The organism is Streptomyces sp. P9-2B-2, assembly GCF_030406865.1.
GTDB classification, from domain to species: domain Bacteria; phylum Actinomycetota; class Actinomycetes; order Streptomycetales; family Streptomycetaceae; genus Streptomyces; species Streptomyces platensis.
In genome coordinates this window covers 3,824,252-3,842,055 of record NZ_CP129126.1, presented here as the reverse complement: position 1 = coordinate 3,842,055, position 17,804 = coordinate 3,824,252, and the positions used below count along the sequence as shown (strand labels likewise).

Genomic DNA, 17,804 nt, shown 5'->3' with positions numbered 1-17,804 from the left:
CATGAGCCCCATCCACACGGAGTCCGCCTTCGGTGATGCCATCGTCGCCGCCATGATCGAGCGCGGCTGGCGCGAGGCGCGCCCGCAGGATTACCGGGCCGATCTCGGCCTGGACACCAATGAGTTGTTCACGTTCATCGGCGCGACCCAGCCGGACGAGTGGAGCGAGCTGCTCACCGTCTACGGCAGCGATCCGAACGAGGCGCAGCGCGGGTTCGCCGGCCGCCTCGACCAGGCCATCGCCACCAACGGGCTCCTAGATGTCCTCCGGAACGGCGTCAAGGACCGGGGGGTCTTACTCCGCGTTGCGTACTTCAAGCCGAACCTCGTCGCCCACGACTCCGTGCTCGACGGCTACCGGGCGAACCGCCTCACCGTCGTCCGCGAACTCGAGTACGCGACGAAGCAGGCCGACTGGGGCAACCGGCTCGACCTTGCCCTCTTCCTCAACGGAATCCCCGTCGCCACAGCCGAGTTGAAGAACCCGCTGACCAAGCAAGGGGTGGAGCAGGCGAAGGAGCAGTACCGCACTGACCGCGACCCCACCGAGCTGATCTTCACGCGTCGCGTCGTCGCGAACTTCGCCGTCGACCCGGATCTGGTCTTCGTCGCCACCCAGCTCAAGGGCAAGAACACCCGCTTCCTCCCCTTCAACACCGGCTCCAACGGCCCCGGCCAGCCGGGCGGCGCCGGAAACCCGGCCCCCACCGCCTACGGCACGCACGCGACCTCCTACCTCTGGGAGCAGGTCTGGCAGCCGGACAACTGGCTGGACCTGCTCCAGCGGTTCGTGCACCTGCACAAGAGCAAGACACCCGGCGGCGGCACCACCAAGACGATGGTCTTCCCCCGGTTCCAGCAGTGGGACGCGGTCAAGAAGCTCACCGCGCACGCCGCAACGCACGGCGCCGGCCACGACTACCTGGTCATGGCCTCGGCCGGCTCGGGCAAGTCGAACACCATCGGCTGGCTCGCGCACCGCCTCAGCGACCTGCACACCCCCACCGACCCGCGCGAACTCGACGCCGAGGCCATCGCCAAGGGCCTCAACCCGGGCGTGCCGGTCTTCGACAAGGTCATCGTCATCACCGACCGCCGCAACCTGGACGCGCAACTCCGGGAAACGATCGGCAATTTCGAGCAGACCGCGGGCCTCGTCGTGAAGATCGATGAGAAACACGGGGCGAAGGGCGAGCAGCTTGCCAAGGCCCTCTCCCGTGACGCCGGGAAGATCGTCACGGTCACCCTGCACTCGTTCCCGGCGCTGATCTCGTACATCGAGCGCAATCCCACCGAGATCCGGGGCAGCCACTTCGCGATCATCGTGGACGAGGCGCACTCCTCGCAGTCCGGCGACGCCGCCAAGGACGTACGGGCCGCCCTGCGTGACCTCGGCCTGGACGCCGACTCGGACGACACGGGCGCGACCACAGTCAAGGCCCCGGACACCACCCTCGACGAGCAGCTCAAGAAGAGGGCCGAGCAGCGTTCCCGCGCCGCGAACCTCTCCTACTTCGCGTTCACCGCCACGCCGAAGGCCAAGACCCTCGAACTCTTCGGCACGCTGCAGGACATCGACGGCAAGGCGGCCTACCGGCCCTTCCACACATACTCCATGCGGCAGGCGATCGAAGAGGGCTTCATCCTCGACCCGCTGCGCAACTACGTCACGTACAACACGTACTGGAAGCTGGTGAACCAGAACCCCGACGAGCGCGAGGTCGACCCGTCGAAGGCGAACGGCCTGCTCGCCCGGTACGCGCTCACCCATGACTCGACGGTCGCCCAGCACGCCCAGGTGATCGTGGAGCACTTCGTGGCGCACAGCCGGGGCCGTCTCGGCGGGCGGGCCAAGTCCATGGTGGTGACCGCCTCCCGGCAGTCCGCCGTGCAGATGGCACGCGCGATCAAGAGCTACCTCAAGGACCGGGACTACGACACCAAGTACCCCGACCTGGGCGTCCTCGTCGCCTTCTCCGGCTCGCTCACCGCCGACGGCGAGGAGACCACCGAGCCGAAGGAGAACGGCGGGCTGTCGGAGAGCGCGCTGCCGAAGGCGTTCGCGTACACGCGCGCCGACGACAAGGCCGCCCGAGCCGGCGGTGCGGGCCAGCGGGAGTACAAAATCCTGGTCGTGGCGGAGAAGTACCAGACCGGGTTCGACCAGCCGCTGCTGACGACGATGTACGTCAACAAGTCGCTGACCGGCATTTCCGCCGTCCAGACCCTGTCCCGGCTGAACCGGACCGTCGAGCGCAAGACCCAGGCGGACCTGGCGGTACTGGACTTCGTCAACGACGCCAACGACATACAGGAGTCCTTCCGCCCGTACTTCGAGGAGGCGAACACCCTCCCCTCCGACCCCAACCTGCTCTACACCGCGCAGAGCCGGGTCATGCAGGCGGCGATCCTGTCCGGGCAGGAGATGGACGAGTTCGCCGCCGCGTACTTCGCCGCCAAGGAGAAGGCGGCAGGCTCACAGTCCAAGTGGGAGAAGCTGCACGCCGAGCTGTACCGGCTGCTGTCTCCCGCGGTGGCCCGCTTCACCGCGTTGCAGGACAGCGAGGACGAGGACGACCAGGAGACGGCGGAGGGCTTCCGCGCCGACCTCAACGACTACGTCAGGAAGTACGGCTTCCTCGCGCAGATCGTCCCCTACCGGGACGCCGAGCTGGAGCGGCTGCACCTCTACGGCCGTTACCTGCTCAACCGGCTGCCGCGCCGCGCGGACGGCGGCGTGGACATTGGGGAGGTCGACCTCAGCCACATGCGGGTGGAGAAGACCGGCGAGTACGACGTCTCCCTCACCGCCGAGGGGCCGACTACGATGCAGGGCTTCGGCGACGGCTCGGGCGGCGCGAAGGAAGCTGAGAAATCGCTGCTCTCGCAGTTGATCGACAAGTTCAACGAACGCTTCGGCACCGAGTTCACCGAGCAGGACGTCATCCGCCCGTTCGAGGAGGCCAAGGCCGACCCGAAGGTGCGGGCGGCGGCCGTCGTCAACGACGAGGAGAACTTCGGCCTCGTCTTCGACAACATCTTCGCGGACAAGATGGCCGACCACATCGACACCATCGCGGGCATGGGCCGCCAGTACTTCGGCCCCGACAAGGGCTTCAAGTCCAGCCTGGACCGCAGCGCCCGCAAGGCCGCCTGGCGGATGATCCGCCGCGAGGAGGGCCTGGACGACGACGTCTGATCCGTACGCCCCGGCTGGATATGCCGGCCGGGGCACCCTTGGAGGACATCGTGCGCACACAGCCGGACCACGCACGGGGCGCTGGTGCGGGCTGCTGAAGTCTTCTACCTCCCCTCAACCACGAGAAGCCACCTCAGGAGCGGGCGATGGACAACGAGATTCAGCTGATCAGTGACGGTGACGGACTCGCGGTCATCGGGAACGCGACGGATGTCGACCGGTTCCTCGTCTCGGAGGGACTCTCGTCGAAGGACCTCGGACTGCAACGGCTCAAGTCCGTCTTCGGTACCGGGGCCGCAGCCGCGCAGGCAGGTTCAGAGATTGCCGCCAACTCCGGTCGCTGGGTGAAGCTGACTCCGAAGTCGGCAGCACTTGTCAAGAAGTACAGGCTGAGGGAAAGCTCGAAGACGGGTTTCAGCACAGGTGTGCTGAAGGGGCCCAAGGGCCAGATCAAGGGATTCGTCGAATTCGCGAAAGCGCCCCGATCGTTTCTGACCAACCCGGTGGTTCTCGCCAGTGCTGCGGGCATCATGGCGCAGTTGGCGATGCAGCAGACCATGGACGAGATCACCGACTACCTCGTCACGATCGACGAGAAGGTCGACGACGTGCTGCGCGCCCAGAAGGACACTGCGTTGGCCCGCATGATCGGAGTGGGCTTCGTCATCGAGGAAGCCATGACCATCCGGGAGAAGAGGGGCAGGGTCGACGAGATTACGTGGTCGAAGGTACAGACCGCGCCGACGACGATCGCGGAGACCCAGGCGTACGCATTACGTCAACTAGACGCTATCGCAGGCAAGTTGGAGGGCAAGGGCAAGATCGGTGATCTCGCCGCGACGGCCAAGGAAGCTGAGTCCATGGTTCGGGAGTGGCTCGCCGTTCTGGCTCGCTGCTTCCAGCTGCAGGACGCGATGGCCGTGCTCGAACTCGACCGGGTGCTGGACGCGTCCCCGGAGGAGCTGGACGGGCATCGCCTCGGACTGAAGGCCGCCCGGCAGGACCGGCTGGAACACATCTCGCGCAGCACCGAGCGTCTGGTGGCCCGGATGAATGCGGCTGCCGGCACGGCCAACACGAAGGTGCTGCTGCATCCGACCAAGTCCCCGGCCGTAGTCCAGTCGAGCAACCATGTCGTGTCCGGCGTCCATGACTTCCACGGGCGGCTCGGAATTGAGTCAGGTCGCCAGTCATCGGATGCGAGACGATGGGTGGAAGCGGCCGTGGAAGCGAGGGACAAGGCGCTCGAGACAGGAGCGAAGGGCGTCGATGCCGCCAGAAACCTCGGCAACGAGACCCTCGACCGGGCCAGCTCGGTCAAGGGCAAGCTCTCCATCGGGATCGCCGAGCGAGCGCGCCGTCGGCGCGGGCACGAGGAGGAATGCCACGAGGAAGGCTGAGTGAGCGCCGACCGTCAGCCACGAGCGCAGCCCGACTACACCCTCAACTTCGAAGAGCCACACATCGACAGCGGATTCTTCGTCTCCCTCGTCGTTCCCCGGCATGAATGCGTATACGCCTCCGCGACACCGGCCACGGCCTGCTCCTCGTGGAGCACCTCGCCGACCGCTGGGACTGGCACCCGCGCCAGGGCGGCCCCGGCAAGACGGTCTGGGCGGAGTACGTCCTGCCGTTGGGAGGCCGACAGGCCGCCCCACTCTCCTACCCGTCGTCCACCGCCGCGCCCGAGCCCACGTCGCACGCAATCGCTGGACGGCAGATCGACGCAGCGGTCACACTTGACCCCTGACCGTGACTGTTCATCACGCACACCGGGGGCAAGGTGCCGCAGGAGGAGATCTCCGACCGTTACGAACTCCTGGAGGAGCTCAGCCACGGCGGCATGGGCGACGTGTGGCGCGGCTACGACGCCGTGCTCGACCGGCCCGTCGCCGTGAAGCTCATCCGGCAGGCGTCGGTCACCTCCCCGCAACTGGCCGAGGAGTTCGCCAAGCGCTTCCGTCGCGAGGCCCGCATCACCGCGCGCATCCAGCACCCCGGCGTGCCGCAGGTGTACGACGCGGTGCTCGACGCGTCGTACGAGCGGCTGTTCCTGGTAATGGAGCTCGTCGACGGCGTACCGCTGTCCGCCTACCTCGACCCCGGCCGGCCGCTGCCGGTCAGTTGGGCGGCCGCCGTCGCCGCGCAGATCGCGACCGTGCTGTCGTACGCGCACGACGTGCCGGTCATCCACCGGGACCTCAAGCCGGGCAATATCCTCGTCGCACGCGACGGCACTGTGAAGGTCCTCGACTTCGGCATCGCGGCGATCCTGCGCACCGACGTCACCAAGCTGACCGCCACCGGCAGCCCCATCGGCACCCACCAGTACATGTCGCCCGAGCAGGTCCGCGGCGGACGCATCACCCCGCAGACCGACCTGTACGCGCTGGGTTGTGTGCTGCACGAACTCCTCAGCGGGCGCTTCGTGTTCGAGGCGGAGAGCGAGTACCTGCTGATGTACCAGCACGTCAACGCCGCCCCCACCCCCCTGCGACAGCTGCGGCCCGACGTCCCCGAGGCGCTGGAGGAACTGGTCCTGCACCTGCTGCGCAAGGCGCCCGAGGCGCGGCCCGCCGACACGCAGGAGGTGTACGCGCGGCTGCTGCCGTTCCTCCCGCCGCCAGGCCAGGAGCCTGGCACAGCCGATGCCGGGCCGGCCGGCGCACCCGACCCGACGGGCGTGTTCCGTCACCCTTTCGCGCCCCGCGCCCGGGCCCAGGCCCCCGCACCCGGTGGTTCGACGCCGACGGCCGTCCTCCCGGGGGCCCAGCCGGTGCCCGTCCCCGCTCAGCTGCGCGAGGACATCAAGGAGGCGTACGCACACTCCGACGCCCTGCTGGAGGAGGAGCGGTTTGCGCAGGCCGCCGAGGTGCTCGGCGAGGTCATCGAACCCGCGGCCCTCGCCCTCGGCTCCGAGAGCAAGCAGGTCCTGTCGCTGCTCCGCCAGCGGGCGGCGATCCGCCTCCTCGGCGGCGACTACCGGGCCGCCCTGCCCGAGTTCGAGGCCCTCGCCGACGCGTACGCCCGCATCGCCGGACCCACCGGCGAGCAGGCCCGCGCCTGCCGCGCCCAGGCGGCCCGGTGCCGCGCCGAACTCGGCCAGGTCACCGACGCGCTCGCTGCGCTCCAAGGCGTGCTGAACGTCGTGCGGGCCGTCGACAGCGACGTGAGCGAGGAAGCCGTGGAGCTACGGCACAACATCGGGATGCTGCTGCTCGCCCAGGGCCGGGCCGTCGAAGCCCGGCGGGTCCTCGAACCGCTCCACCAGGACATGTGCATGGTGTTCGGCCCCGACGACGAGATGACCGGCGAGATCGCCGAGGCGCTTGCCGTGATCCGCCTCGGCCTCGACGGCGACGGCGACGCCGTCGGATGAGCCGCTCGTAAACCTCGCAGGCACTCGTAGCCACTCCCAGCCACAGGACGCGGTCGGGATACGGGCTGTGCCGGGTAGTCCATTGCTCGGCTGACCGGCCTGCGCCTGGGTCACACCGCTCGATGCTTCGGACGTCTCGCGATGAAGCCCTCGTGCTAACGCAGTCGCTGGCGGCGTGTGCCTAGGCGGACCCGTCGGATGTGGACGGTCGGGCCCTCGGCGGCTGTGACGATGTACGGAGCCCTCTGCAGCTGCCGACAAGGCGTGACGATCATGGTGTGACCGATGGGGACCCGAGAATTTTCGTCGTCACCGATTCGATGAACGTGGCGGCTTCGATCTCTGTGATCTTGACATGGTCGACTTCGTTGTGACCGAGGTCGTACAGCTTGAGGTACTCGGTCGGCTCCCAGCGGAGGTGCCGGGTGAAAGCTTCGTCATATGTCTGGCCCTCGTCGATGCGACGCCGGACGATTCCGCGCGGGTTGTTCCGGGGGTAGCCCTCGCTGACCTTTGCGTAGTAGGTGATCTCACCTTCGGTATCGAGTGCATCGAGTGTGGCTGGGGCGAGCGTGAGGAAGGGCGTGACGGAAGCGTTGCTCTCCACGTTGCCGAGCCGGATCATCACGCCGTTGAGGTCGAGATACTCCTCCAGGAAGTACCCACCACCCCGTTCGTACATGAGGAGGAGTGGTTCATAGGGGTCCGGCAGATCGGCAGGCAGATCGTCACGGGTGTCACGGAGCGTCGCCCACCGGAGAGCGGCTCGGCAGGTCCGCTTCAGCGAAGTCGGGGCGAGCCCGGCCAGGACTTCTTCCACTTCGGCGGCGACATCCGGGGGCGTCTCGAGCTCCGCATCGACGTGCTCCGCGATGTCGAAGAAGGGCCAGGACTGCTCCGCCCTGCAAGCACGCGCCCAAAGTGCTGCCCGTCGCAGGTATTCGCGCATGAGCAGAGCACGCGAATTGGCGTGATCGGATGCCGCAAAGTCGTCGGCCCAGTCAATGGCACGCAGCCGCTCCAACACCCTGCGTGCAGAACTCTCCGTCACTTCAGGTCCACCCCCTTGGCTCGCAGTTCTTGCACAATATCCTTCACGAAGTCATCGATGTTGGACAAATCAGCGGCGAGATCCGTCTTGGGGTGCCTGAGGCCGAGCTTCTGCCACTGTGTCCCGAAACCACCCCGTGCGGGGTTCGGCGCCAGGTCGTGTGCGCCTGCTGCGGACAGGCTCTTCGGCGACCTCCTGCCTTCGAACTCCCCGTCGTCGCCCCACCTCCACAGGCCGGTCTCGTCGTGCAGATAGGGAAGGCCACCCTTCATCAGTCGGCTCTCCACGTACTCGTGCGTCATCAGGTTCCTGAATTCCGCGATCTGGTCCGTGTCCAGTGTGCCCTTGCGCGCTCCGTCCCACAGGGCCGCGAGGTCATCGCGTGGGGTGAAGAGACCGCGCCTCCACTCCCCGGGCCGGATGATCACGTCGTGCATTTGCTTGATCATGTGGGTCTTCACTTGCCGGATGACAGCCTCGTTGAGACCGGTGTTACGGGCCATTGTGGGGACGTCAACGTGGTTGGGCGTGGCCCGGAGCGAGTCGTACACGCCGGCCGCATACGTCGAGGGCTGCTCGACCCAACCGGCTCCTCCCCACCCGCCGTTGGGACCGTGGGTGTACGGATTTTCTGCGTCACCTGCGGTGTCCAGCGAGTCGTCGCCCAGGCTACCGGCGTCTGCCGCGTCGTCTCCCAAGCCCCCGACATCGTCGCCCACTGACCCGAGGTCATGAGCCGTCGAGTCGAGGTCCTTGCCGAGTGCCGCTGCCGCATCGTCGGCGCCGTGTGCATCGATCCTGATGGCGCCCGCATCATGCGGCACCGGCACCTTGCCGAACAGCTCGGCCTGCTCGGCCTTGATCGCGGAAGTCTCTTCCGGGGAGACACCGGGCAGGCGTTCCCTCTCGTACAAGACGTGGCCGTCCATCTTGGCCGCAAAGCTATCGGCCGTGTGGAACTGCAGCTCGAAGACCTTGCCACTGGCCGGGTCACGCCAGGTTGAGTTGATTCCCTTGTAGCTAACAGAGTCCCAGGTGTTCTTGAACGTGACGTTCTCGAATCCCTTGGTCTGCAGGTCGTTGATCGCCTGCTGCACTCCGCGGGTGTAACCGTTGCTCGGGACCTCCATCGTGTAGCGGATGGAGTCCTTGATGTCGCTGAGCGTCTGGCTGTGGTCCATGCCGATGTCTTCGAGCATGTCCGTGGCGAGCTTGCGCTTGAGGGATCCCTCCCCCTTGAGCCGGTACTCCAGGCCGAGCAACTTCCCGTCGTCGACCTTGCCAGCGATGTCTTGCATCGCCTCCGTGATGCGTGGCTCCGCCTCGGCGGACCTGCGTATGAAGTCGTCCGCGGCGGCGTTCGCCTCCCGGTCCAGGTGCAGGCCATTCTCGCCTGCCCAGGAACCATCGGGCAGATTGCCTCGCGAGCCGTCGGGCAGGGACGCACCGGGATTACCAAGCCCGCCTTCGTGGGGTGGGGGTGGCACGTCGGTTCCGGAGTCGCCCGGAACACGGTCTCCCCCAGCACTGCCTTGCGCGTGATCACCGCCGATAGACCCATCGTGACTGCTGCTGCCCGGGACGTCCCCGTGACCACCGGTCGCGGATCCGTGGCTGGCGTCTGGGCCCCGCCTGAGGTCGTCGGCGCGGCCCATGGGGGTGTTGTCGCTCGGCCCGGCTTGGCCGTGCCCCGCGTTGTCGCCCGCACGGGCCGGGTCGGAGATGTCCGAGCCGACGCGTGTGACATCGTCGCTCCGTCCGCCGACGCCGGCCGGGACCGGCTGTTCCTGGCGGACCGGAGTCTCGATCCTTGGGTTGTCGGCGCCCGCCGTCGGGTTCGGGGTCTTCTCCGGCTTGGCCTCGTCGCCCCTCTGCAGGAGGCTCCCGTCCTCCTTGTAGAGGGAGCCTTCGCCGTCCATGTACTTACCCGGGCCGTCGAAGGGCGACTTCACCGTGTGCGGCGGAAGGGTGACGGTGCCCTCAGGCAGCTTGATGTTGCCGTCCGGGAGCTTGATCGCCCCTTCCGGAATGGCGGCATCCTTGGGCAGCTGTACCGAGCCGTCCGGCATCTTTACGGCGCCCTCCGGCAGGCTGTAGGCGCCCTCGGAGATCTTTGGGGCCTCGACGTGGCCGAGGCCCTTGAGGTGGGCCATCACGTCGCCGATCTTCGATATACCGGCGCCCGCGCCCTTGAAGACGTACGTCATCGGGTCGATGGCGTGGCCCACCTTGCCGGCGATGGACACGGCCTTGGCCGCGGTGGCTGCCTTGCCTGTGCCCGACACTGCGGCGCCGCCGCCGCGGGTGAAGATGGCGGTGATGACGTTGAAGGTGACGGCGCCGGCGGCCCGGGAACCGTTCGATTCCCACTGGTCCCAGGCCACGAGGGCCTTGCCGGTCTCCTTCATCGCGGTACGCGAATCCCGCAGCCAGGAGGGCAGTTTGTCTCCCGGGATCATCAAGAACGCGGGGCCCACAAAGGGCAGGGTGGTGATCGCCACGCCGGTGGCGAGCTTGGCCAGACCGGTCCATGCCTGACCGGCGGCGTCCCAGCCGTCAACGCCGATCAGGGTGCCCAGGCCCTTGATGGTGCCCCACACGCCGTCGACGACGACGCCCTTGCCGAAGTCGTAGGCGTGCTCCCATACCTGCCACCAGGGAACGGACTCCTCAACCGCATCACCCCAGGGCAGGCTCTTGGAGGCCTTGAGGGCTTCGGCGTCATAGCCGTAGCCGGTCGGGTGGGAGCCGTCGATGGTGTGGAGTGCCTTGCCGCCGACCAGGCCGACGATCTTGGCATGGCAGTCGCGTTCGGCCTCCTGGAACGCGGCCCAGACCTCGGCGATCTTGTTGCGGCGGTTGAGGTTCTCGTCGACCAGGTCGCCGTCCTCGCGCCAGTCGTCGTCGGCGGCGTCCTTGGCCCGGAAATCGGCGGCGTCCTGCTTGAGTTGCTTCAGCTGCTCGACCAGCGGGGTGATCTCACGGGCGTAGGTGCCCAGAGCCCTGGCGATGGCATGCATGTCCTCGCCCAGGTCGTGCGCCTTGTCCGCCACCGGTTGGGTGACGCCGAACAGCTGCTCCGCCTCGGGCGCCTTGTAGAAGGCGGCGAGGCCGCCGAAGGACTTGTGGACGTCCGATCCGATGGTTTTGACCTGGGAGCCGCCGTGGGACAGCGCCTTCGCCTTGGATTCGAGAAGGTCCAGATCACCGGTGAAGACAGGTACCTCGGCCGGGTCGACCGGTGCGTTGCTCACTTCTGCTTCCCCCCGAAGTCCTTGAGAGCGTCCACCCGCACGGCCCGGGCGGCTGTCTGGGCGTTCCTGGCCGCCTCCAGGTCGCCCTCGACGTACTCATTGGTGGCTTTGGCTGCGCCCAGGACGGCGGCCTGGCAGCGATCGGCCATCGACTTGAAGTACGTCTGGCGCTGCGTCGCGTATTCGGACAGCGCCGCGGCGACCGGACCCGTCGCCTTCTGTGCGAACACCGACGGAGTCTTCTGCGGCACCACCGGCCCGTACGGCGCCACTGTGGCCTGTGAGCCCGGTACGGTCGTGCCCGCGGCCTGCGCCGCGTCCTTCATGTCCGTGAGCAGGGTGTTGAGGGCGTTCCCCAGATCTTCGGCATGCGTGCCGACGACCTTCAACTGGCCCTGTACTCCCTGCGGCTGAATGTCCCATGCCGCCATGAATGCCCCCCGCATTCCTTCTTGTTGCACCGCCGCCACCATCCCGGCGGCGCCGTCCCCCGACGGCCGGCAACCCGTGGGCGCACCCGGTGGAATACTGCTCCGCCCGGTGCGCCGTACTGGTTCAGCCGATGTTGTCGACCGCTGTCTTCGCGCGCGCGAGCGTTTGGTGCGCCGTCGCGTCGTTCTTCTCCAGCGTCGTCTTCAGCAGCTGGATAATGCTCTTGACCTCCTGCGACGCACGGTTCCAGCGCAGTTCCTTGCCGTGGTACTCGTCCGCGACACCGTCCGCCGCGAAGTCCGACATCGCTGCCTTCACCTGTGCATCACGCGCCGCGATCACCTGCTCCAGGCGCGCGATCACCGCCTGGATGTTGCCCTGTGCCTCCGCCGACGTGGCCGTGTCGTACGAACGGCGGTCACTGCCACCAGCCATCACAATCACTCCCCCTGAGATCTGAGTACTTCCGACGCAATCGGGCTGTCAGCGGCCCGAGAAGCGGGCCGCGTCGAAGTTCGCCGCCGACATCTGCGACCGGGCGTTGTCGGCCTGCTCCTGGTCACCGGAGCTGAACGCCGACTCCATGCCCGACTGTCCGCCCACGATCCCGGCCAGCGCACTGTTCAACGCCGCCGAGATCTCGTCCGCGCGCGACTTGAAGGAGTCGAACGCCACCTTGCCGGACCCGTTGAACTTGCCCTCCAACGGCTGTGCCGCCTGGACGAGTTGGCGGATCAGCGTCCCCAGTTCCGTACTCGACCCCTGCGACTGCGACCTCAGGGTCGAGAGCGTCTGTGCCCCCATGTCGAACTTCATCAGGCTCCCCCTGCCGGACTTGACGATCGTATGTACGGTCATGCCTATCAACTCGGACATCACCCGTGCAATTCACAATCCCGATGCTATGCCCGGGGTCTGACAACGGCTCAAAGTCGCCCGGTGCCCGCCGTTCCCCGCCTGCGGTGTGCTTGGCGTGAAGGCCCTCGGCCGACCCCACAGGTACCGGGCTTCATGCCCCTTTCAGATGCCGCATCAGGCGCTCGAAGTCCTGCCAGCCCGACAGGTCCGACGGATCGCCCGGCAGCAGGTAGTACAGCGCCGGGCGGGCCTTCGGGCCGAGGACGACAGGCGGCTGGGGCAGTGGCGTGTGGCGGGCTCGGTCGCCGGGAATCTGGCGGACCTCCTCAGCGCCGAGTACGAACGCAAGCGGTACGCCGGGTCCCTCGAAGCGGGGCGGCACCGCCAGGTCACGACGTGCCTTGCGGAGCTGTACGAGCATCGACTGGAGGTGGTGGCGGGTGGCGAGCAGCTCCGCCGCCCCGGCCAGGGCATCCACTGGCGGCTTTTCGTCGGGTCCGTAGCCGAAGGCCAGTGTGACGTGTTCCTCCACACCGGCTTTCGTACGGCTGACACGCACCGTGGCGAGGCCGGGCCGGTCCGGGGTGCCGACCACGACGAACCAGGTCGGTTCGGGCGACCTTTCGTGGGCGAGGTCGGTCATCCGGCGCGGCGACCAGGGGAGGTTGGCGGGCTCCGCGGTTCCCCATCCGGCCGGCGGCGCGCCGGTGAGTTCGCGCCATATCGACTCCAGTGCACCGCCGAGTACCAGACGATCGTCAGCGGGGTGGACCGTTCGGAACGTCACCGCGAGCTGATGCTCCCCGGTGATCGAGGCCTCCTGGTAAGAGGCGGCAACCGGGGTGCGGGGGTCGTCAGCGGTCGCGTCCGCCCCCGCTAGCGGCGCGAACATGCCGTCCTGCCAGCGCAGTACGGCGCCGGACAGTCCGTCGTAGTAGTCGTCCCCCTCGTCGCGTACCACCCATCGCGACGGCCAGTGGCTGAGGCTGTCGCGTACGGCCGGGGAGAGGGTGGTTCCGGCCGGGGTGACGATCTGGAGGCCCAGCTCGGCGTCGGCTGCGGTCCGGAAGGCGTCCGAGAGCCAGGCGGTCATGGCGACCACCGGGCGGTCCTGGATGACGACGGCGACCTTGTCGGTGAGGACGTCGACGGCAGGCTGTGCGGCGGCGGGTGCGGGCGCAACGTTTACCCGGTCGCTGTCCACTACGGCCAGGGAACGCGCGGCCTCCGGTGGCCAGGCAGAGCCGTCGGCCAAGACGGCCAGTCGGGCTGCAAAGGTGCCCGCGAGGCGCTCGGCCTCCTCGACACCGGTGGTGGCGCGGGCCTCCGTCCACCAGTACGGGACCGGCGGCGGAGTGGCTCCGAGCAGCCGCTCGGCCTCGCCGGGGACCTGCACGAGCAGCGGTGCCTCGACGGAGACGAGCGGTCGGCCCTCGTCGTCACACAGCCGCACGACGGCGCCGTCGCCTGCCGCGTCCATCAGCTTGTCGGGGCCCCCGGAGAGCAGTCCCGCGAGCATGGTCCACGGGTCGGGCATGCGCTGGGTGAGGGCGATGACGTCCTTGGTCATGTGGTCGTCCGGTCCTTCATCGTTTGTGGCATGGGTGTCGTGCCTCTCGTGGCTCGCGGGTGCGGCGGAGCCCCCGGGTGGGTCACTCGGCGGAGTACACGGCCTGGATCAGGCGGTTGGGCCGGCCCCTGCGGATCAGGACACCGCGGCCGGCCGGCTGCTGGGAGGCGTAGACGCCGGGGAACAGCTGGCCTTCGCTGCGGTCCCCCGCCATGAGGAGCGCCGAGGAGCCCGATTCGCGCAGGCCCTGCACCAGAGGCTCGTAGATGCCACGTGAGGCGCCCGCGACGCGACGCGTCAGGACGAAGTGGAGGCCGATGTCCACCGCGGACGGGATGTACGGCAGGAACGGGGCCAGCGGTTCCTGGCCGGCGGTAGTGAGCACGTCGTAGTCGTCGACGAGAACCACGATCCGCGGGCCGCCGCCCCAGCTGCCGGGCTCCAGATCCTCCAGGCGCGCGCTGTCTTCGGGCAGCCGCTTCTCCAATACGGTCGCGATACCCGCGGCGAGGCCCGCACACAGCTTGGCGTTGTGCGCGTAACCGCCGTTGAACTCCTCGGGGATCGCGCCGCGCAGACTGCGTCGGGGGTCCATGACGGCGAAGACCAGCTCGTCCTCGCTGTATCGCTCGATCAGGCCGTTTGCGATGGTCTTGAGGAGGTTGGTCTTGCCGCACTCACTGTCGCCCATGACCAGCAGGTGCTGGTCATGCCGGAACAGGTCGAGCAGAACGGGTTCGAGTGCCGTCTGGTCCAGGCCGATGGGCACCCGCTGGGGTTCGGCGACCGGGCCCGGCAGGAGCCGGGGCTCCAGAATGTGCGGCAGCACCCGTACCGGCTGGGCGACCTCGCCGCTCCAGGTGGCGCGGATCGTCCGGGCCGTGCGCTCCAGAACCGCGCCCATGTCCGTGGTGTCGGCGAGACCGTCCGTACGGGGAAGAGCGACCTGTGCGAAGAGTTTGCCGTCGGTCAGGACGCGGCCGGGCTCGTCGGGCGAAAGCGTCCGGGCGAGTTTGTGGTCGATGCTGGACTCGCCGGGGTCGTTCAGCCGCAGCTCGACGCGGGTGCCGAAGTTCGACTGGATGGCGAGACGTACGTCGTTCCAGCGGAGCATGCCGGCGACGACATGGATGCCGTAACCGCCGCCGCGTTTGAGGATGTCGGCGATGTCGTCGTCCAGGGCCTCGAAATCGTCGCGCAGGGCGCCGAAGCCGTCGATGACGAGCACGATCTCGGCGGAGGCCAGCTGGGGCAGCCGCCCCGCCGCGTGCAGGTCGCGCAGCTGCTCGACGGAGTCGATGCCGTGCTCGCGGAAGAGGTCTTCCCTGGCGGCGAGCATGTTCCGTACTTCCTCGACGGTGCGCGCCGCCCGCTCACGGTCGGCGCGGCCGGCGATACCGCCGACGTGTGGCAGCCCCGAGAGCGCCTGGAGACCGCCGCCGACCAGGTCGAGGCCGTAGACGCCGACCTCCTGCGGGGTGTGGGTCAGCGCGAGCGCGAGGACGAGGGTGCGCAGGAGTGTCGTCTTGCCGGACTGGGGGCCGCCGATGACGGCGGCGTGGCCACCCGCCACGGTGAGGTCCAGGTACCACTGGCCCTGCCATTGCCTGGCCGGATCGTCGAGCAGGCCGAGCGGGATCGCGAGCGGGCTGCGACGCTTGGCCAGCTGCATCCCGCGCGTACCCACCCCCAGCGGTCCGGCGACCCTGTCCAGGGCGACCGCACCGGGCAGCGGGGGCAGCCAGATACGGCGCACCGGACCGGCGGCGTTCACCAGCTGCTCGACCATGACGCCCAGCTCGGTCGGCCCGGTCTCGCGGCGCCGCATCGCCGGCTCCTGTGTGCTCGAATCCTCCGTTCCGGCCGTGGAGTTGAAGGTCTCGTAGGAGAGGGCGAGCGGCCCGGCGTCCTCTTCCTCCCCGCGCCGTACGGGGCCGCGGTAGGCGCCCGAGACATAGCTCGCCTTGAAGCGGTCGTAGTGGCTGGTGTCGACCTTGAGGTAGCCGAAACCGGGCAGCGGCGGCAGGTGGAAGGCGTCCGTGGTGTCCAGGACCGTACGGGATTCGTCGGCGGAGAAGGTGCGCAGGCCGAGCCGGTAGGAGAGGTAGGTGTCCAGGCCCTTGAGGTTGCCGCCCTCGATGCGCTGGCTGGACAGCAGCAGGTGCACGCCGATGGAGCGGCCGATGCGGCCGATGGACAGGAACAGGTCGATGAAGTCCGGCTTGGCGGTGAGCAGTTCGCCGAACTCGTCGATGACGACGAACAGGTGCGGCAGCGGGTCCAGGTCGGGCCGCTGGTGGGCGCGCAGTGCGGCGTAGTCACCGATGTCGGCGATGTTGCCCGCGTCCTTGAGGACCTGCTGACGGCGCTTGACCTCGCCGGCGAGTGAGGCATGCACGCGCTCGACCAGACCGGCCTGGTTCTCCAGATTGGTGATGACACCGGCGACGTGCGGCAGGTCCGCGAACGGGGCGAAGGTCGCACCGCCCTTGTAGTCGACCAGGACCAGGGCGAGGTCCTCCGGCGGGTGCGTGGCCACCAGGGCGAGGACGAGGGTGCGCAGGAGTTCCGACTTCCCGGAGCCGGTGGCGCCGACGCACAGACCGTGCGGGCCCATGCCGAGCTCGGAGGACTCCTTCAGGTCCAACAGCACCGGCTCGCGGGAGTCGTTGATGCCGATGGGGACGCGCAGGAAGGCGCGTTCGCCGCGTGGCGCCCACAGGCGCGACACGTCGAGCTGTGCCATGTCGTCGATGCCGAGCAGCTCGGCGAAGTCGACGGGCCCGGTCAGGGGTGCGTCGACGAGCGACTCGGCGGACAGGCGCAGCGGCGCCAGCATCCGGGCCAGGCCCTCGGCGAACGGGATGCCGGCCTCGTCCACGGTGCCGTGGGCGCTGACCGGCTCCGGCTCGCGCAGGTCCTCGATGAGCACTTGATCGCCGTCGACGGTTATCCGGACGCCGACCTGTCCGGGTTCCTGGACCCGCTGTTCGAGCAGGTGCAGGACGGTGACGCCCATGTCCCGCAGGCCGACCGCCTCGTCGGGACGCGGCAGTTCGACGGCGTCCTCGCCGTGTCCGTCGGCGACGACGAGCAGCCGGGAGGTCATGGACAGGGCGTCGTTGCCGGACAGGCCGCGGCGCACCTCGGCCGCGTAGGAGGCTCGGCGGCGCAGTTCGGGGCCGAGCAGCCGGGCGAGTTGGGGGGCGGAGGGGGCGATACGGCGAGCGGCTACGGGGCCGTCGTACTGCTCGGTGTCGAGCAGATGCGGCATCCACTTGGCCCACTCCCAGTCGGCGAGCCGGTCGCCGGGCGCGGCGAGCGCCATCGCCACGTCGTCGGGGGCGTGCAGGGCGGCGGTCTGGACGAGCAGGGCGCGGGCGACGCGCAGGCAGTCCTCGCGGGGGCCGATGACGCTGACGTTGCCGACGCGGTCGAGCGGGACGGTGAGCGGGAGTTCGGTGCCGGTGCGGAAGCGGGCCATCAGCGCCGACGCCTCGTTGAGCATGAAGCGGTCGGGCGGGGTGAGGACCGACGAACCCTGCTGGGCGATCTGCAACGTGCGCACGGGCATCTCACCGGTGCCCACCCGCACGCGCAGGAAGTCGCCGTCGACGCGGCGGCGCTCCCACAGGCGAGCCGGATCGCGCACGATGTCGTAGAGGGCGGCCGGCGGAGGGTTGAGGACGTCGTCGCGCTCGCGCCGCCGCCGCTCGTCGTCGGAGAGCTCCTCGCGCTGGTCTTCCAGATAGGCGAGATACGCCTCGCGCTGGGTGCGGCGGGTGCGCTGTGCCTTGCCGCGCTGCGAGAAGACGAGCGCGACGGAGCCGATGACCGTGACGACGAGAATGATCGCGCCGAGCCCGGCGAACTGACTGTTCCGCACGACGGTCATCATCACGACGGACGACATCACACCGGCGACGGGCAGCAGCGACATCGCGATGTTCCCCGACTTCCCCTCGGGGAGGTTGGGCGGGGCCTCGATGATGCGTGCGGCGGAGGTGGCCGGGGGCCTGGTGGTCCTGGCCGGGCGGTGGATCAGTCGGGTACTCATCGTC

At 68.6% G+C, this 17,804-nt stretch carries 10 protein-coding genes and 1 pseudogene; 4 read left to right on the top strand and 7 right to left on the bottom strand.

Annotated features, from left to right (window positions below):
• Nucleotide 1 precedes the first annotated feature (1 nt).
• The 4 genes and pseudogenes from QT196_RS16610 (at nucleotide 2) to QT196_RS16595 (ending at nucleotide 6,578) form a co-directional block, all read left to right on the top strand.
• Nucleotides 2-3,199: a type I restriction endonuclease gene (locus QT196_RS16610; protein ID WP_290355159.1), complete on the top strand. Its 3,198-nt coding sequence runs from the start codon at nucleotides 2-4 to the stop codon at nucleotides 3,197-3,199.
• A gap of 146 nt (nucleotides 3,200-3,345) precedes the next feature.
• Nucleotides 3,346-4,599, top strand: a complete 1,254-nt coding sequence (locus QT196_RS16605; protein ID WP_290355158.1) for a hypothetical protein — start codon at nucleotides 3,346-3,348, stop codon at nucleotides 4,597-4,599.
• Nucleotides 4,600-4,718: 119 nt separating this feature from the next.
• A pseudogene (locus tag QT196_RS16600) lies at nucleotides 4,719-4,949 on the top strand (hypothetical protein); the annotation flags it as partial.
• Between the two features lie 33 nt (nucleotides 4,950-4,982).
• Nucleotides 4,983-6,578: a serine/threonine-protein kinase gene (locus tag QT196_RS16595; RefSeq protein ID WP_290355157.1), complete on the top strand. Its 1,596-nt coding sequence runs from the start codon at nucleotides 4,983-4,985 to the stop codon at nucleotides 6,576-6,578.
• Nucleotides 6,579-6,849: 271 nt separating this feature from the next.
• On the opposite strand, the gene QT196_RS16590 is transcribed toward QT196_RS16595, so the two are convergent.
• The 7 genes from QT196_RS16590 to eccCa all read right to left on the bottom strand — a co-directional run bounded on the left by QT196_RS16590 (nucleotide 6,850) and on the right by eccCa (nucleotide 17,800).
• Nucleotides 6,850-7,629, bottom strand: coding sequence for a hypothetical protein (locus QT196_RS16590; protein ID WP_290355156.1), 780 nt, complete (start codon nucleotides 7,627-7,629; stop codon nucleotides 6,850-6,852).
• Nucleotides 7,626-10,883 (bottom strand): hypothetical protein, encoded by a 3,258-nt coding sequence (locus tag QT196_RS16585; RefSeq protein ID WP_290355155.1) that lies wholly within the window; start codon nucleotides 10,881-10,883, stop codon nucleotides 7,626-7,628. Before QT196_RS16585 ends, QT196_RS16590 begins: the two co-directional genes overlap by 4 nt.
• Complete coding sequence (locus QT196_RS16580; protein ID WP_290355154.1) at nucleotides 10,880-11,314, bottom strand: DUF6507 family protein; 435 nt, start codon at nucleotides 11,312-11,314, stop codon at nucleotides 10,880-10,882. The genes QT196_RS16585 and QT196_RS16580 overlap by 4 nt, the downstream gene beginning before the upstream one ends.
• A 124-nt stretch (nucleotides 11,315-11,438) precedes the next feature.
• Nucleotides 11,439-11,750 carry a pore-forming ESAT-6 family protein gene (locus QT196_RS16575; protein WP_190143302.1) on the bottom strand — a complete coding sequence of 104 codons (312 nt, stop codon included), beginning with the start codon at nucleotides 11,748-11,750 and terminating at the stop codon, nucleotides 11,439-11,441.
• Nucleotides 11,751-11,798: 48 nt separating this feature from the next.
• Nucleotides 11,799-12,131, bottom strand: a complete 333-nt coding sequence (locus QT196_RS16570; RefSeq protein WP_290356670.1) for a hypothetical protein — start codon at nucleotides 12,129-12,131, stop codon at nucleotides 11,799-11,801.
• Between the two features lie 193 nt (nucleotides 12,132-12,324).
• Nucleotides 12,325-13,743: a DUF6177 family protein gene (locus QT196_RS16565; RefSeq protein WP_290355153.1), complete on the bottom strand. Its 1,419-nt coding sequence runs from the start codon at nucleotides 13,741-13,743 to the stop codon at nucleotides 12,325-12,327.
• Nucleotides 13,744-13,825: 82 nt separating this feature from the next.
• Nucleotides 13,826-17,800, bottom strand: a complete 3,975-nt coding sequence (gene eccCa / locus QT196_RS16560; RefSeq protein WP_290355152.1) for a type VII secretion protein EccCa — start codon at nucleotides 17,798-17,800, stop codon at nucleotides 13,826-13,828.
• Nucleotides 17,801-17,804 lie beyond the last annotated feature (4 nt).

Bases quoted from the DNA above. Each gene is read 5' to 3' on its own strand.
- QT196_RS16610 (WP_290355159.1), top strand. From the start codon at position 2: ATGAGCCCCATCCACACGGAGTCCGCCTTCGGTGATGCCATCGTCGCC.
- QT196_RS16605 (WP_290355158.1), top strand. From the start codon at position 3,346: ATGGACAACGAGATTCAGCTGATCAGTGACGGTGACGGACTCGCGGTC.
- QT196_RS16580 (WP_290355154.1), bottom strand. From the start codon at position 11,314: ATGGCGGCATGGGACATTCAGCCGCAGGGAGTACAGGGCCAGTTGAAG.
- QT196_RS16575 (WP_190143302.1), bottom strand. From the start codon at position 11,750: ATGGCTGGTGGCAGTGACCGCCGTTCGTACGACACGGCCACGTCGGCG.
- QT196_RS16570 (WP_290356670.1), bottom strand. From the start codon at position 12,131: ATGAAGTTCGACATGGGGGCACAGACGCTCTCGACCCTGAGGTCGCAG.
- QT196_RS16565 (WP_290355153.1), bottom strand. From the start codon at position 13,743: ATGACCAAGGACGTCATCGCCCTCACCCAGCGCATGCCCGACCCGTGG.
- eccCa (WP_290355152.1), bottom strand. From the start codon at position 17,800: ATGAGTACCCGACTGATCCACCGCCCGGCCAGGACCACCAGGCCCCCG.